General features: G+C 72.8%; 12 protein-coding genes and 1 pseudogene. 6 read left to right on the plus strand and 7 right to left on the minus strand.

What is annotated here, in order from left to right:
- Positions 1-294: 294 nt before the first annotated feature.
- Both ACZ4XJ_RS00820 and ACZ4XJ_RS00825 read left to right on the plus strand, forming a co-directional pair.
- On the plus strand, positions 295-1,431 hold the full coding sequence (locus ACZ4XJ_RS00820; protein ID WP_362875503.1) for a glutamate--cysteine ligase: 1,137 nt from the start codon (positions 295-297) through the stop codon (positions 1,429-1,431).
- A 199-nt stretch (positions 1,432-1,630) separates the two neighbouring features.
- A complete protein-coding gene (locus tag ACZ4XJ_RS00825; RefSeq protein WP_468494812.1) occupies positions 1,631-2,134 on the plus strand; it encodes a cupin domain-containing protein in 504 nt (167 codons plus the stop codon).
- A 25-nt stretch (positions 2,135-2,159) separates the two neighbouring features.
- Here the strand turns inward: ACZ4XJ_RS00825 and ACZ4XJ_RS00830 are convergent, their stop codons facing one another.
- Together ACZ4XJ_RS00830 and ACZ4XJ_RS00835 are read right to left on the minus strand one after the other, a co-directional pair.
- Positions 2,160-2,927: an NPP1 family protein gene (locus ACZ4XJ_RS00830; protein WP_468494813.1), complete on the minus strand. Its 768-nt coding sequence runs from the start codon at positions 2,925-2,927 to the stop codon at positions 2,160-2,162.
- A gap of 408 nt (positions 2,928-3,335) precedes the next feature.
- A complete protein-coding gene (locus ACZ4XJ_RS00835) occupies positions 3,336-3,962 on the minus strand; it encodes a hypothetical protein (protein WP_468494814.1) in 627 nt (208 codons plus the stop codon).
- Between the two features lie 135 nt (positions 3,963-4,097).
- Here ACZ4XJ_RS00835 and ACZ4XJ_RS00840 point away from each other — a divergent pair, with 135 nt between their 5' ends.
- The 3 genes from ACZ4XJ_RS00840 (at position 4,098) to htpG (ending at position 8,320) form a co-directional block, all read left to right on the plus strand.
- Positions 4,098-4,775: a response regulator transcription factor gene (locus ACZ4XJ_RS00840; protein WP_362875506.1), complete on the plus strand. Its 678-nt coding sequence runs from the start codon at positions 4,098-4,100 to the stop codon at positions 4,773-4,775.
- A 196-nt stretch (positions 4,776-4,971) separates the two neighbouring features.
- Positions 4,972-6,414, plus strand: a complete 1,443-nt coding sequence (locus ACZ4XJ_RS00845) for a sensor histidine kinase (protein ID WP_468495429.1) — start codon at positions 4,972-4,974, stop codon at positions 6,412-6,414.
- On the plus strand, positions 6,407-8,320 hold the full coding sequence (gene htpG / locus ACZ4XJ_RS00850) for a molecular chaperone HtpG (RefSeq protein ID WP_468494815.1): 1,914 nt from the start codon (positions 6,407-6,409) through the stop codon (positions 8,318-8,320). Before ACZ4XJ_RS00845 ends, htpG begins: the two co-directional genes overlap by 8 nt.
- A gap of 124 nt (positions 8,321-8,444) precedes the next feature.
- On the opposite strand, the pseudogene ACZ4XJ_RS00855 reads toward htpG, so the two are convergent.
- The 4 genes and pseudogenes from ACZ4XJ_RS00855 to ACZ4XJ_RS00870 all read right to left on the minus strand — a co-directional run.
- Positions 8,445-8,564: pseudogene (locus tag ACZ4XJ_RS00855) on the minus strand (SRPBCC family protein); the annotation flags it as partial.
- Between the two features lie 32 nt (positions 8,565-8,596).
- Positions 8,597-10,780: an RNA polymerase recycling motor ATPase HelR gene (helR, locus tag ACZ4XJ_RS00860; RefSeq protein WP_468494816.1), complete on the minus strand. Its 2,184-nt coding sequence runs from the start codon at positions 10,778-10,780 to the stop codon at positions 8,597-8,599.
- Between the two features lie 476 nt (positions 10,781-11,256).
- Complete coding sequence (locus ACZ4XJ_RS00865) at positions 11,257-12,003, minus strand: hypothetical protein (protein ID WP_468494817.1); 747 nt, start codon at positions 12,001-12,003, stop codon at positions 11,257-11,259.
- A 124-nt stretch (positions 12,004-12,127) separates the two neighbouring features.
- Entirely contained in the window at positions 12,128-12,502 is a 375-nt protein-coding gene (locus ACZ4XJ_RS00870) for an avidin-fold protein (RefSeq protein WP_362875511.1), read from the minus strand.
- Positions 12,503-12,726: 224 nt separating this feature from the next.
- Between ACZ4XJ_RS00870 and ACZ4XJ_RS00875 the strand changes: the two genes are divergently transcribed.
- Positions 12,727-13,620, plus strand: a complete 894-nt coding sequence (locus tag ACZ4XJ_RS00875) for an endonuclease/exonuclease/phosphatase family protein (protein ID WP_468494818.1) — start codon at positions 12,727-12,729, stop codon at positions 13,618-13,620.
- 70 nt (positions 13,621-13,690) lie between these two features.
- Here ACZ4XJ_RS00875 and ACZ4XJ_RS00880 read toward each other — a convergent pair whose 3' ends face one another.
- Positions 13,691-13,903 (minus strand): I78 family peptidase inhibitor, encoded by a 213-nt coding sequence (locus ACZ4XJ_RS00880; protein ID WP_362875512.1) that lies wholly within the window; start codon positions 13,901-13,903, stop codon positions 13,691-13,693.
- Positions 13,904-13,987 lie beyond the last annotated feature (84 nt).

Raw genomic sequence — 13,987 nt, forward strand, 5'->3', positions numbered from 1 at the left:
GGAATAGCGCCCCGAGGGGGCGGTAAATTCTTGGTGAAATCATCCGGAGCAATGTCGCGAACGTCCGCACTACTCGCCGGTAGTGGCGCGAGCGCCACGCCACGAGTGCGCCGGCTCGGGTCGAGGGCGCGTCGGCCACGGGCCGACCGAGGGGTCCACCGCACGTCCACCACGGATCGACCGCGGGTCGACGGCGAGAACCGGCCGACAAACGGAACGCTGTCTCTCGGGTATACCGGGCCGCGAGCGGGGCAGGCGGAGATCGGTTCGATCCATGACGAGACAGGCGGTCGTATGCGCAGCGTAGGTGTCGAAGAGGAACTGCTGTTGGTGGACGCCGACAGCGGCGAGGCCCGGGCCCTGTCGGGGGCGGTGCTCGCCGCCGCCGACCGTGCCTGCGCGCCCGCCGACGGGGAGGGCCGCACGGGCGGGGACGCGGCCGAGGGCCACACCTTCGAGGCGGAGCTCCAGAAGGAGCAGGTCGAGTTCGCGACCAAGCCGGTGACGGAGATGGGCGAGCTCCACGAGGAGATCGTCCGCTGGCGCGGCGAAGCCGCCCGGCACGCCGCCACCGCCGGCGGGCTCGTCGTGGCGGTCGGCACCTCGCCGTTGGCGGTACGGCCGTCCCTCAGTACCGGACCGCGCTACGAATGGGTGGCGCGGCAGTTCGGCATGACCGCGCAGGAGCAACTGACCTGCGGCTGCCACGTGCACGTGTCGGTCGAGTCGGACGAGGAGGGGGTGGCCGTCCTCGACCGGATCCGGCCGTGGCTGCCCGTCCTCACCGCGATGAGCGCGAACTCGCCGTTCTGGCAGGGCGAGGACAGCCTGTACGCGAGCTACCGCAGCCGGGTCTGGAACCGGCTGCCCTCCGCGGGCCCGGTGGACGTGTTCGGTTCCGCGGACCGCTATCACGAAGAAGTGGCTGCCATGGTGGGCACGGGTGTCCTCCACGACACCGGGATGATCTACTTCGACGCCCGACTGTCGGCCTCGTACCCGACCGTGGAGATCAGGGTCGCGGACGTCGCCCTGCACGCCTCCACCCCGGTCCTCCTGGCGGCGCTGGCACGGGGACTGGTGGAGACCGCCGCCCGCGCCTGGCGGGCCGGGGACCCTCCCGCGAGGATCAGCACCAGCCTGCTGCGGCTGGCCTCCTGGCAGGCCGGCCGCTCCGGACTCGACGGGCCCCTCCTCCACCCGGAGACCATGCGGGAGGCCGCCGCGGAGGCCGCCGTCGAGGCGCTCTACCAGCACGTCCGCGAAGCACTCGTCGACCTCGGCGACGACGACCTCGTCCGGGCGGGCATCGCCGAGCTCCTGGAACGCGGCAACGGGGCCCGCGTCCAACGCTCCTTGCTGCGCGCGGAGGGCAGCCTGGCAGCGGTGGTACGACAGTGCGCGCGCATCACGACCGGGGACGGCGGCTGACGCGGTGCGCCGCCCCGGGCGCGGGCGCGTCGCCGTCGGCGGCGCGCCGGGCCGGCCGCCGCCCGGTGATCGCGGGCCGCGGTGGCCGTCCACCGCGGCCCCGTAGGGTTTGTGCGACGGGCCCCGGCTCGCGCCGTCGGGCGCGGTGCTCGCGCCGGCCGGGCGCGGTGGAGGAGGCCGACCGATCGAAGGAGGCCGTGTGCCCACCGCGCGGGACTGGATCAACACCCTCGGCCTGGAACCGCACGTGGAGGGCGGGTACTTCCGACGCACCTTCCAGGCCGACCACCGCCCGCGCACCAGGACGCCCCGCGGTGAGCGCTACACCCTGACCTCGATCCACTACCTGCTGACCAGTTGGTCACCCGTCGGGCACTGGCACCTCAACGAGTCCGACATCCTGCACTTCCACCACCACGGCGAACCGATCACCTACCACCTGATCCACCCGGACGGCCGGCACACCACCGAGGTCCTCGGCCAGGACCCCGGCCGGGGGCAGTCCCTCACCCTCGCGGTGCCCGGCGGCGTGTGGAAGGCGTCGCACCTCACCGCCGGGGACCACGCACTGATCAGCGAGGCCGTCGCCCCCGGGTTCGACTACGCCGACATGACCCTCGGCCGGACCGCCGACCTGCTGCGCCGCTTCCCCCAGCACGCCGCACTCGTACGCCGTTACTGCCGCCCGTCTTCGGAGCGGTGACGGCAGCCGGCGGGGCGCGGACGCCCTACGCGTTCGGGTCGAAGGGGATGCCGGCCGGTTTGGCCTTGGCCAGGTGCGAGGAGAACGAGCCGTCCTTGAGGCCGAAGTGGGCGCTGCCGAAGTCGGCCCGGGTCAACGTGTCCCGTAGGCCGGGCGGATAGCCGTTCCATCCGACGAGCGCCGGGAACTGCCAGGTGCGCTCGTGGTTCTCGGCCGGTTCGTCGTTGGTGTTCGCCGCGCGGAAGCAGTGGGTGCCGATGCCGTCCTTGTGGTAGACGACCTTGGCGTGGTTGCCGTCCCAGCGGATCCGGTCTCGCGCGTGGACGACGAAGTCCCCGTGGGCCGACGTCGCCACGTACTTCGCCTCGTTGCCCTGGATCCACACCACGACGTGTTCCCAGTCGTGGCGGTGCCCGCCGAGGCTGATGCCGGGGATCGCCTGGTCCTTCTCGAAGTACAGCGCGTACACGACGGCGCACCAACCGTTGTTGCAGGTCGATCGCGAGTAGCTGTTGGTGTTGTCGAGGTCCGAGGCGTCCCGGCAGTTGCCGTTGAGGGCGCCGGTGGGACTGAGTCCGCCGTTCAGAGCTCCGGTGGAGCCGATGGCCGGCGTCGGGTAGCAGCCGTCGGTGTCGTAGTCGAAGGCGGGCTGGTACGTCAGCTCGATCGCGTCGGCGTTGACCGGTAGGCCCGGCGGCGGCGCGGCGAACGCCGGTGGGGAGACCCCGACCACGAGGGCGAGGGCCGCGCCGGCGACCACGAACGATCTGCTCGTACGACGGTACGTCCGCACGGTACGCCTCCTGGCCGGCCGGGCGCGGGCGTGAGCACGGGGTCCGTCCCGAGCCGAAATCCGAACGCCCGGAGCATCATTGGTCACGCAGCCCCATCCGGCAAGGGTGTGCGTCCAGTGAACTGCCCTATCAGTGAGCGGAGTTGGGGCTCAACAGCCTCCTACCGCCGCACCGCTCCCCCGTAGCACCGCGCCCGCGACCAGAAGGGTCACCCGATCGTCGCCACCGCTGCGTGGTCTCCTTCACGGCCACGCCAGGTACTCCTCCGAGGCCTGCACGGGCGCCGGCACGATCCACCGCGGTCCTCCTCCGTCGGGGGCGCCCGACCCCGTCCACCGCGCGGGGCGGTCGGGCCCCCGGTCGCAGTCGTCCACCACGCGCCGCGGCCGGGGCCTGCCGCCCTCGCCCTACCGGTCCACGGGGGTGTTGCCGGTGATGGCTCCGTCCGTGCCGGACACCGTGACGGAGTGGCGGACGCCGTCCGGGCCGAGGACCACCGCCAGCCAGGCGCTGCCCCCGCCTTGCTGCGCGACCACGCGCAGGCTCTCCACCTTCCCGCCGGTCACCGCGGCCGCCGCCTTCGCGGCCGCGTCGCCGATGGCCAGGGAGGGCAGCGGCGCCGGGGCCGCCGGGGCGGCGCCGCCCCGCCCGCCCGGGGCCGCCGGGCCGCCGAACGCCCCGTGCTTCTCGGGGCCCGCCCGGTGACCGCGACCGGGGGCGCCTTCGGCCCGGTACTCCCCCGGCCCGCCGGGGCCCGGCGCGGTCCGGATCAGGCGCGGCCCGTCCTGGCGGTCGTGGTGGTGCTCGGCCGCCGCCAGGGCCGCCACTCCCCCACCGACGACCACCACGGCGATGCCGACCGCGGCCCAGCGGGCGCCGTTGCCCCGGGGCACCAGCCGGCCCACGGCCGCACGCCCCCGGGAGCCGGCGGCCGGTGCGCCGTCCTCCGGCGCGGACGGGCCGGACGGGCCGGACGGGCCGGGCTTCCCGGACGGTTCGGGCTGCGCGGACGGCGGGATGGACGAGTCAGACATACCGTTGCTCCTCAGGACAACCGGGCGCTTCACCCGGCGGGTTCCCGAGCATGCCGAGCCGATCCTGAAGCCCTGCTGAAGCCGGCTGAAGACCTCTTCAGCCTCCCGCGGCCCGGGCCTGAGACCCTGTTCGGCATGCGCGTACTGGTGGTGGAGGACGAACGGCGGCTGGCCGTGGCCCTGCAGCGGGGGCTTCAGTCCGAGGGATTCACGGTCGACGTGGCCCACGACGGCCTCCAGGGCCTGTGGATGGCCACGGAGCACGACTACGAGCTGATCGTGCTCGACATCATGCTGCCCGGCCTGAACGGCTACCGCGTCTGCGCGAAGCTGCGCGCCGCCGGCAACGAGTCGGGGATCCTGATGCTCACCGCGAAGGACGGCGAGTACGACGAGGCGGAGGCGCTGGACACCGGCGCCGATGACTTCCTGTCCAAACCGTTCTCCTACCTGGTCCTCGTCGCCCGGCTCCGGGCCCTCGCGCGGCGCACGGGCCGCCGCAGCCCGCAGGTGCTGCGCTGCGGCGACCTGGTGATCGACCCCGCCCGGCGTTCGTGCGCCCGCGACGGCACCGACATACGTCTCACCGCCCGGGAGTTCGCCGTCCTGGAGTGCCTGGCCCGGCGCTCGGGCGAGGTGGTGCCCAAGCGGGACATCCTGGAGCAGGTGTGGGACAGCGCCTTCGAGGGTGACCCCAACGTGGTCGAGGTGCACGTCAGCGCCGTGCGGCGGAAGATCGACGCGCCGTTCGGGCGGGCCGCGTTGGAGACCGTGCGCGGGGCGGGCTACCGACTGGCGGCCGACGGTGGCTGAGCGTCCCCCCGCCGGCGCCGACCGCCGCGGTCCGCTGGCGGTACGCGGCCTGCGGCTGCGCGGCCTCCGGTTCCGTGATCTGTTCGGCCACGGGTCGATGGCGCGCGGGCGCGTCCTGCGGCACCGGCTCCGCAACGGTCGCCCGGCCGTCGGCGTACGCGCGCTCGGCGGCGCGGCGCTGCTGCGGTGGCCGGGGCTGCGGCGGCTGTGGCCCACCACGGTGCGGGCCCGGGCGACCGCGGGGGCGTGTCTCGTCGTGGCGGCGGCCCTGTCGCTGGCCTCGTTCGCCCTGCTCGGCCTGCTGGAGGCCAACCTGCTGCGCAACGCGGAGAACGACGCGCGCCGGCAGGCCGACAGCGTGGCGCAGCTCGCCGCGGCCGGCCGACTGGACCGGGTCCGACCGATGGCCCGCGGCGTCGAGTTCGTCCAGGTCGTGGGCGCCGACGGACGCGTGCTGTTCGCCACGCCCAACCTCATCGACGTCCCCGCGTTCACCGCGTTCTCCGCGGCGAACCCCGGCCCGCCCGGGGTCCGCTTCCAGACCTGGCGGGTGCGCCCGTTGGGCGGCGACCACCGGCAGCGGGTCGTCCAGGTGGTCACCGACACGCCGAGCGGCCCGGCCGTCGTCTACGCCGGGGCGTCCCTGCGCGACGCGGACGCCGCCGACGACACGACCACCGCCGCCCTCGTGATGGGCATGCCGCTGCTGCTGGCCACCGTGGCCCTGGTGACGTGGCGGGTGACCGGCCGGGCGCTGCGGCCCGTGGAGGCGATCCGCGCCGAGGTGGCCGAGATCTCCGACCGCGATCTGCACCGCCGGGTGCCGGTCCCGGCCACCCGCGACGAGGTCGCCCGCCTGGCGCAGACCATGAACACCACCTTGGACCGGCTGGAGGCCTCCGGGGCCCGTCAACGGCAGTTCATCGCCGACGCCTCGCACGAACTGCGTTCCCCCATCACCGTGCTGCGCACGCAGTTGGAGGTGGCGCTGGCCGTACGGGACCCGGAGCTGTGGCCGGAGCTCATCGGTGGTGCCCTCCAGGACGTCGAGCGGCTGCAGCACCTGGCCTCCGACCTCCTGTTGTTGGCCCGCATCGACGCGGCGCAGCCCGTGGCCGCCGCCGATCTCGATCTGACGGCGTTGGTGGACGAAGCCGTGGGGGTGCGGCCGGGCGACCGGGTTCCCGTACGCCGGCGCCTGGAGGAGGGCGTGCGGATCACGGGCAGCGCCCTGTGGATCGGCCGGATCGTCACCAACCTGCTGGACAACGCCCAGCGTTACGCGGACCGGCGGGTGGAGATCACCCTGCGCACCACGGGCGGCCCGGGCCCGCGTACGGCCGTGCTGGAGGTCACCGACGACGGCCCCGGCATCCCGGCGGCCGACCGGGAGCGGGTCTTCGAGCGCTTCACCCGGCTCGACGACTCCCGTAGCCGCGATCACGGGGGTGCGGGCCTGGGCCTCGCCATCGCCCGGGACCTGTCGGCCCATCACGGCGGCACACTGACCGCCGAGGACGCCGCGCACGGCGCCCGCCTGGTCCTGCGGCTGCCGGTCGCGCCGACGGGCCTTGGGAGGGCCGGCGGCGCGTCTATCATGCGAGGGAACCGGAAAGAAGGGAGCTCCCAGAGTGGGTAGCAGTGTCGAGACGCTCGAATTCCAGGCCGAGACGCGTCAGTTGCTTCGCTTGGTGATCCATTCGATCTACTCGAACAAGGACATCTTCCTGCGCGAGTTGATCTCGAACGCCTCGGACGCCCTGGACAAACTGAGGTTGGAGTCACTGACCGACGCCGATCTCGGCGCGGACACCTCCGATCTGCACATCACGTTGGAGACCGACCCCGACGCCCGCACGCTGACCGTCCGGGACAACGGCATCGGCATGACCCGCGACGACCTCGTGGAGCTGATCGGCACGATCGCCAAGTCGGGCACCGCCGGCCTGCTGGAGAAGATCAAGGAGGCCGACGACGCCGCCGCGGCGCAGAGCCTGATCGGGCAGTTCGGCGTGGGCTTCTACTCGGCGTTCATGGTCGCGGACAGGGTCACCCTGCACACCCGGCGGGCGGGCGGCGAAGAGGGGACCCGGTGGGAGTCCGACGGTGAGGGCACCTACGAGATCCAGTCCGTCGACGGTCTGCCCGTGGGTACCTCGGTGACCCTGCACCTCAAGCCCGTCGACGGTGAGGACGGGCTGGCGGACTACCTGGCCGAGCACAAGATCCGGCAGATCGTGAAGCAGTACTCGGACTTCATCCGGTGGCCGATCCGGATGGCGGTCGAGCGGACCGACGCCGAGGACGTCACGACGAGCGACGTCGAGACGCTCAACTCGATGAAGGCGATCTGGGCCCGGCCGCGCAGCGAGGTGACCGAGGCCGAGTACCACGAGTTCTACCGCCAGATCAGCCATGACTGGCAGGATCCGGCCGAGACCATCCACATGCGGGCCGAGGGCAACTTCGAGTACGAGGCCCTGCTGTTCGTGCCGTCGCGGGCGCCGTTCGACCTGTACTCCCGGGAGAGCAAGCGCGGGGTGCAGCTGTACGTCAAGCGCGTGTTCATCATGGACGACTGCGAAGCGCTGATGCCGAACTACCTGCGCTTCGTCAAGGGGGTGGTGGACGCCCACGACCTGTCGCTGAACATCTCCCGCGAGATCCTCCAGCACGACCGGCAGATCCGCAGCGTGCGCCGACGCCTGGTCAAGAAGGTGCTCGGTGCCCTCAAGACCGTGCGCGACAACGACGCCGAGCGCTACGCGGAGTTGTGGGGCCAGTACGGTCGGGTGCTGAAGGAGGGGCTGCTGGAGGACGTCGACAACACCGAGGCCCTGCTGGAGCTGGTGTCCGCGGACTCCACGCACGACAAGGGGACGACCACCACCCTGCGCGCCTACGTCGAGCGCATGCGGGAGGGTCAGGACACCATCTACTACCTGACGGGCGAGAACCGCACCACGGTGGAGAACTCGCCGCACATGGAGGCGTTCGCCGCCAAGGGCTACGAGGTGCTGATCCTGACCGACCCGGTCGACGAGGTCTGGACGGACCAGGTGCCCGCCTTCGACGGCCACCGGTTGCAGTCGATCGCCAAGGGTCAGGTGGACCTGGGCGGGTCCACCGGGGACGACGAGGACGCCGAGTCCGGGGCGAAGCGCGACGAGGGGTTCGCCGCCCTGCTGCCCTGGCTGACCGCCGCGCTGTCGGACGAGGTCAAGGAGGTCCGCCTGTCGTCACGGCTCACGACGTCGGCCGCGTGCGTGGTCGGTGACGCCGACGACATGACTCCGACCCTGGAGAAGATGTACCGGGCGATGGGTCAGCAGATGCCCCCGGTCAAGCGGATCCTGGAGCTCAACCCCACGCACCCGCTGATCACCGCGTTGCGCGCGGCGCACGGCGCGAACGCGGACGACGCCTCCCTGAAGGAGATCGCGGAGCTCGTGTACGGCAGCGCGCTGCTCGCCGAGGGCGGCGACCTGCCCGACCCGGCCCGCTTCACCCGGCTCCTCACCGAGCGGTTGACCCGCGGCCTGTGACCGGTGGGGTGCGGCCCGCTCGCCACGGGCCGCACCCCGTCGCCCGGTCCCGTCGCGGGCCGGGCGCCCCAGGAGGCGACATCACGGCCGCGGGCGCGCGGTGGCCTCGGCGGTGGCCTTGAGGTCGCCAGGACGGCCGGCGCTCGATGTCGGTCTGGATCTTCCAGACGGTGCGCAGCGGCGCGTCGATGAGGATCTCGGCCCGGTGCCGGACGCGTGCGTCGGGGTCGACGCCGACTCCGCGGTGGTGAAGGGCAATAGGTTCCGTGACACCCTCTAACGCGCGGGCTGCTCGGGGGTGGTCAGGATGACCAGTTGTCGGGTCGCCCGGGTCATCGCGACGTAGCGGTCCACCGCGCCCTCGACACCCGTGCCGAAGTCCTGGGGGTCGACGAGGACGACCAGGTCGAACTCAAGGCCCTTCGCCAGGGCCGGGGTCAACGAGCGGACGCGCGAGGTCTCGCGGAACGCGGGGGCGCCGATGACGCAGGCCACCCCTTCGGCGTGCGCCGCGAGCCAGTTGTCGACCGCCGACTTCAGCTCCGTCACGGACCCGTGCACGACCGGAAGTCCGCTGCTTCGGACGGACGTCGGGACGTTGGCGTCGGGGATCGCGGCACGGATGACCGGCTCGGCCCGCGCCATGACCTCTTCCGGGGTGCGGTAGTTGACGCTCAGCGAGGCCATCGTGATCCGGTCCAGGCCGACCCGCTCCAGCCGTTGCCGCCAGGACTCGGTGAATCCGTGCCTGGCCTGTGCCCGGTCGCCGACGATGGTGAAGCTCCGGGACGGGCAACGCTCCAGCAGCATCTGCCACTCGGCGTCCGTCAGTTCCTGGGCCTCGTCCACGACGATGTGCGCGAACGGCCCGGCGAGCGGGTCCCGGTCGGTGTCGCCCGGCGCCGTCCCCTCGATCAGGCTGTCCTGGAGGTCCTTGCCGCGCAGCATCGTCACCGCGCCCTCGCCGTCGACGTCGGCGGCGAGCACGCTGTCGATGACCCCGGCCATGCGCTCGCGTTCGGCGGCGACGGACGCGTCGTGGCGGCGCTTGCGCAGGGACGCCCCCGGGTCGCCGAGCCGCCGGCGTGCCGCGTCGAGGAGCGGCAGGTCGGACACCGTCCAGCGGTGGGCATCCGCCCGCTGGAGCGTCCGCGCCTCCTCCCGGCTGAGGTGGGGAGCGCACCTGCGCAGGAAGGCGGGCACCGACCAGAGGTCCGCGACGAGTTCGGCCGGTTCGAGCGTCGGCCAGGCCCGGTCGAGGGCGGCGGTCAGTTCCCGGTTCCGCAGCAGCGACGTGCGGAACAGCTCGGGCGGGACGTCCTCCTCGTCGCCGTCGTTGTCCCACCGGTGCTTGTCGAACAGGATCGTGATCAGTTCCGTCCGGATCTGCTCGCGGGCCTCGTTGTGGGCGGTGCCGGGCTCCACCGCCTCGAACGCCGTGGCCCAGTCGTCGGCGGTCAGCGGGATGTCGGACCAATGGGTGGTGACCGTCATGCCCCGGGCGGGCGGCTCCTCGTACATCCTGACGGCCGCCTCGACCGCCTTCACCAGGTCCGCGGAGGACTTCAGCCGGGCCACCTCGGGGTCGCTCTCGACCGCTGCCGCGGCACCTTCGGCCACGAGGTCCCCGAGGGTGCAGGTCTGCACGCCCTCCTCGCCGAGGCTGGGCAGGACATCCCCTACGTAGGCCAGGTAGGGGCGGTGCGGACCGACGAACAGCACGCCGCCACGGCGGTGCCCGAGCCTGGGGTCGGAGTAGAGGAGGTGGGCGGTGCGGTGCAGGGCGACGACGGTCTTGCCCGTTCCCGGGCCGCCGTCGACGACGAGCGCGCCGCGGGATCCGGCCCGGATGATGGCGTCCTGATCGGTCTGGATGGTGCCGAGCACGTCCCGCATCCGGGACGACCGGTCGCCGCCCAGAGTGGCGATGAACGCGGACTGGTCGTCGAGCGCGGCATGTCCTTCCAGCCCTTCGGCGGTGAACACCTCGTCCCAGTAGTCGCCGATCCGGCCGCGGGTCCAGCGGTACCGGCGGCGGCTGGACAGACCCATCGGGTCGGCGTGGGTGGCGGCGAAGAACGGCTCGGCCGCCGGGGACCGCCAGTCGATGAGCAGGCGGTCGCCCGCGCCGTCGGTGAGGCCGAACCGTCCGACGTACAAGGGCCGGCCGTCGTCGGCGCCGACCATGCGGCCGAGGCACAGGTCCCACCCGAAGCGGCGCAGCACGCGCAGCCGCGCGGTCAGCCGGTGGATTTCGCTGTCCCGGTCCATCGCCCCTCGGCCGATGCCGCCGGGCGCCCTGCGCGCGGCGTCGAGTCGCTCGGACACCTCGGCGATCGTCTGCCGAAGGCCCTCGGCGACGGCCGCGAAGTGCTGTTCGTCCCCGGCGGTCAGCTGGGGGTCGGCCTTGGCCGAGAGGTGGTCGGGGAGGTCGAACACGCTGGTGGTCAGCGGGTGCACGGATACGGCTCCGATCTCGGGGTCGCGCGCTCGCGACCTTGCTGCGCGGCGGGTGGGGGTGTGCGAGTGCGGGGACGCGGATGCGATGCCGACGGCTTCGGTCGGTCGATCGCGTCCCCCGGCCCGTGCCCATGGGCTCGGACCGGTGATTTTGCTGCATCCCGGGGGCCTTGCCGCAAGCCCCCCTGCGCGCTATAACTTGAGAGTGGCAAGGAGTGCGTATCCCCTCCTTGCCTTTGTTGTTGGCCCTCCGGTGGGGAGCCCCCGCCCCGCCCTCGGCCCCGTCAGTACGAGTGGTCGACGGTGACGTCGGCCGCCGAGCGGCGCAGCGCCGCCTCGGCCCCGGCTTCCCGCGCGCGCCGGGCGGCGTCCACCGTGCTGCGCGTGGCACCCGTGTGACTGATGGCCGGACAGACCGCGGGGGCCGTGAGCGGGGAGGCGGCCGGCTCACCAGCCAGTAGCACCGCCGCGCGCGGTCACTTCTTGTCGCAGGTGAAGGTCACCTGTCCGCTCCGCGCGCTCATCTTCTGGTCCGGCAGGTGCAGGGTGACGAAGGTGCTCACCGTCGTGGCGTTCGGCCGGGGCGGCACCTGGACCACGTGCAACAGGGCGTGGCCGGTGGTGGGCGGGGCGAAGTCGACGGAGCCCGGGGAGACCGGGGTGGAGCTGGAGGCGAACGTCCAGTAGTAGCGGACCTTGCCGGTTCCGGTGGCCGTGATCTTGCCGTCGAACTCGGCCGTGGTGCCCTTGGCGCAGTCGATGACGCTTCCGGCCGGCGTCAGGATGACCACCTCGACGTGGATGACCCGTACGTCCTTCGTGCCGCCGCCCGGTTTCTGCGCCGGCGGTGTGGCGCAGGTGACGCGCTTGGCCTGCTGGGATCCGGCGGCCTTGTAGCTCACGCTGTACGCGCCGTGACGCAGACCCTGCCGGTCCAGTACGCCCTTGCCGTTCACCTTGACCTGCAGGGACGTCTTCGGCCCCTCCACCCGCACCGCCTGGTTCGCGGGGAATCCGCCGAGGTGGAGCTTGTAGGAGGGTGCGCCGCCCGTCCCGCCGTTGCCGTTCGGCAGGAGTTGGCAGGCGGGCGCCACGGGCGCGGCTCCCGGCTGCGCCACCGTGCTGCCCGAAGCCGCCGGGGCGGGGGTGAGGACGACGGAGGAGGCGAGGAGCGGAGCCGCGAGGAACACGAGGCACCGATACCGGTTGGTCTGCCCGTTCATCGCGTTGTCCTTCGTGGGGAGAGCCCCGAGCGAGGACCTCAGGATATCGGCCGCCGCCCCGGCCGGCAGGCCGCGGTTCGGGGCGGCGACGGGCCCGCGGGGGCCCGTCGCGTTCCGCTGCCGGTCAGCCGCTGTCCTGGGTCCCGCCCCGCCCGCTGCCGGACCCGAGCTGTTCGACCGTGCTGGTGCCGCTTCCCGGCCGGGACTCCCACGTCCACGTCTCCTCCAGCCGCAGGCGGCCGTCGGGAAGCTCCGTGACGAGGGAGACGCAGTGCCCGGAGGCGGTCGTACCGTCGGTGCGGAGCTGGACGTAACGGAAGTCGATGCCGTCGCCGGCCCGGGTGCCGACCAGGTGGCCCCGCACCACGTCGCCGCCGGCGTACTCGGCCCAGACCTGTCCGTCGCTCTCGTGGTACGCGAACAGGGTCTGCCGGCCGACCTGCCCGGGAGCCTGGTCGGCGGTGGGGGCGAAGGTGAGGCCGTCGAGCGAGCGCGCCATGAAGGGTCCTTGCAGGTAGGTGGGGTCCCGGGAGCCGGGAGGAAGAGGAACGGTTCTGTGAGGAGGACGCGGAACCAGGACGATCGGTTGTATGACGGCCGCTCAGTTCCGGTGCGGGGACCGGAGGCACGGGAGTACGTGCCCGGCGGCCGTCGCGCGCGTGCGCCTCACCCCCGGGCGGGCACGCGTCGGCGGCGACCCGTCCCCTACCCTCGGCTCACGAGATGCCCGGCACCGGTGACGCCGCGCGCATCCGTGCCGAGGAGGTCGTGGTGAGGGGAACCGGTATGCGGTGGTGGGTCGCGGGCGCCATGGCCGCGGTGTGCGCGGTGCTGCTGGGGCCCAGTGCGCCGAGCAGCGCCCTCGTCGCCGGGCCGCTGCCCGCCCACGCCGCCGAGGACGTCGTACCGCACCGCGTGGTCACGTGGAACATCTGCAACCCGTGCGGTCGGGTGGGGCACAACCTGGGCCGGGCGGCGGAGATCGCCACGTACGCGCCTCAGGTCATCGGCCTGCAGGAGGCGTGCGTGCGTGACGTCGAGAAGATCCGGCAGTACCTGCGGAACTTCCACGGGCTCGACTACCACGTCGAGTACGGCATGGTTCTGCAGAACCGGAACCGTTGCGGGGGATTGCCGTGGAGCCCGGGTGCCTTCGGTCAGGCGATTCTTTCCGCGGCGCCGATGACGGATCACAAGCAAGCGGAATACCCCGACGGCGGCTCCGAGGACCGTGGGTACATGGCGGTCACCACCACCGTGGACGGTCGGGCCGTCCGCGTCTTCAACACCCACCTCGCCCAGCGGCGACAGGAAGCGGTCCGGGCGGACCAGATCGGCGTGCTCGCCGCGGAGGTCGCCCGGTACGACCGCGCGATCGTCCTCGGTGACTTCAACGCCGTGCCGGACGCCCCCGAACTCGGCGGGATGTGGGCGCTCGCCTCGGACGCCGACCTCCGGTGCCACCCGTCGCCGGACCAGGGGTGCGAGCCGACCACCGACTGGCGCAGCAAGTTCGACTACGTCTTCCTGCGGGACGTCACCGCGCAGGCTCAGCGCGTGCACCCCAGCCGGTACTCGGACCACGACATGGTGCACGCCGACCTGGACCTCGACTGAACGGTGACGGAAGGCGACTCGAACCCGACCGGAGCGCGGGCGGCCCTCGGCCGGGCCGGCGTCTGCCCCGTCAGCCCTTCCAGGCGCGCCGCACCCTACCGTCCTCGACCTCGAAGTTGAGGCGCCCTTCCAGGTACTCCAGGGTCACCAGCGAGCCCGGCGGGAGGAGGCGCAGCGGCGACCAGCCGTTCAGGCGGGCTCGGCGTTCGGCTTCCGCCGATGCGAGGCCGACGTAGCACGCCGGGTCTTCGTCAGGTGTGGCGGGGACAGCGGAGGAGGTCATGGGTCCCTCCTGCCCCGGCTCCCCCCTTCCAATGCCCGCCGGCTCCGGCGGCGCGGCGCCGTGTCGGACGGTGTGCGGTCGGGC

The sequence above is a fragment of the Streptomyces sp. NPDC029836 genome, assembly GCF_055574495.1.

What these genes read in the sequence shown, in the direction of transcription:
- ACZ4XJ_RS00820 (WP_362875503.1), top strand. Translation starts at nt 295, where the DNA reads ATGCGCAGCGTAGGTGTCGAAGAGGAACTGCTGTTGGTGGACGCCGAC.
- ACZ4XJ_RS00835 (WP_468494814.1), bottom strand. Translation starts at nt 3,962, where the DNA reads ATGTCTGACTCGTCCATCCCGCCGTCCGCGCAGCCCGAACCGTCCGGG.
- ACZ4XJ_RS00840 (WP_362875506.1), top strand. Translation starts at nt 4,098, where the DNA reads ATGCGCGTACTGGTGGTGGAGGACGAACGGCGGCTGGCCGTGGCCCTG.
- ACZ4XJ_RS00865 (WP_468494817.1), bottom strand. Translation starts at nt 12,003, where the DNA reads ATGAACGGGCAGACCAACCGGTATCGGTGCCTCGTGTTCCTCGCGGCT.
- ACZ4XJ_RS00870 (WP_362875511.1), bottom strand. Translation starts at nt 12,502, where the DNA reads ATGGCGCGCTCGCTCGACGGCCTCACCTTCGCCCCCACCGCCGACCAG.
- ACZ4XJ_RS00875 (WP_468494818.1), top strand. Translation starts at nt 12,727, where the DNA reads ATGCCCGGCACCGGTGACGCCGCGCGCATCCGTGCCGAGGAGGTCGTG.
- ACZ4XJ_RS00880 (WP_362875512.1), bottom strand. Translation starts at nt 13,903, where the DNA reads ATGACCTCCTCCGCTGTCCCCGCCACACCTGACGAAGACCCGGCGTGC.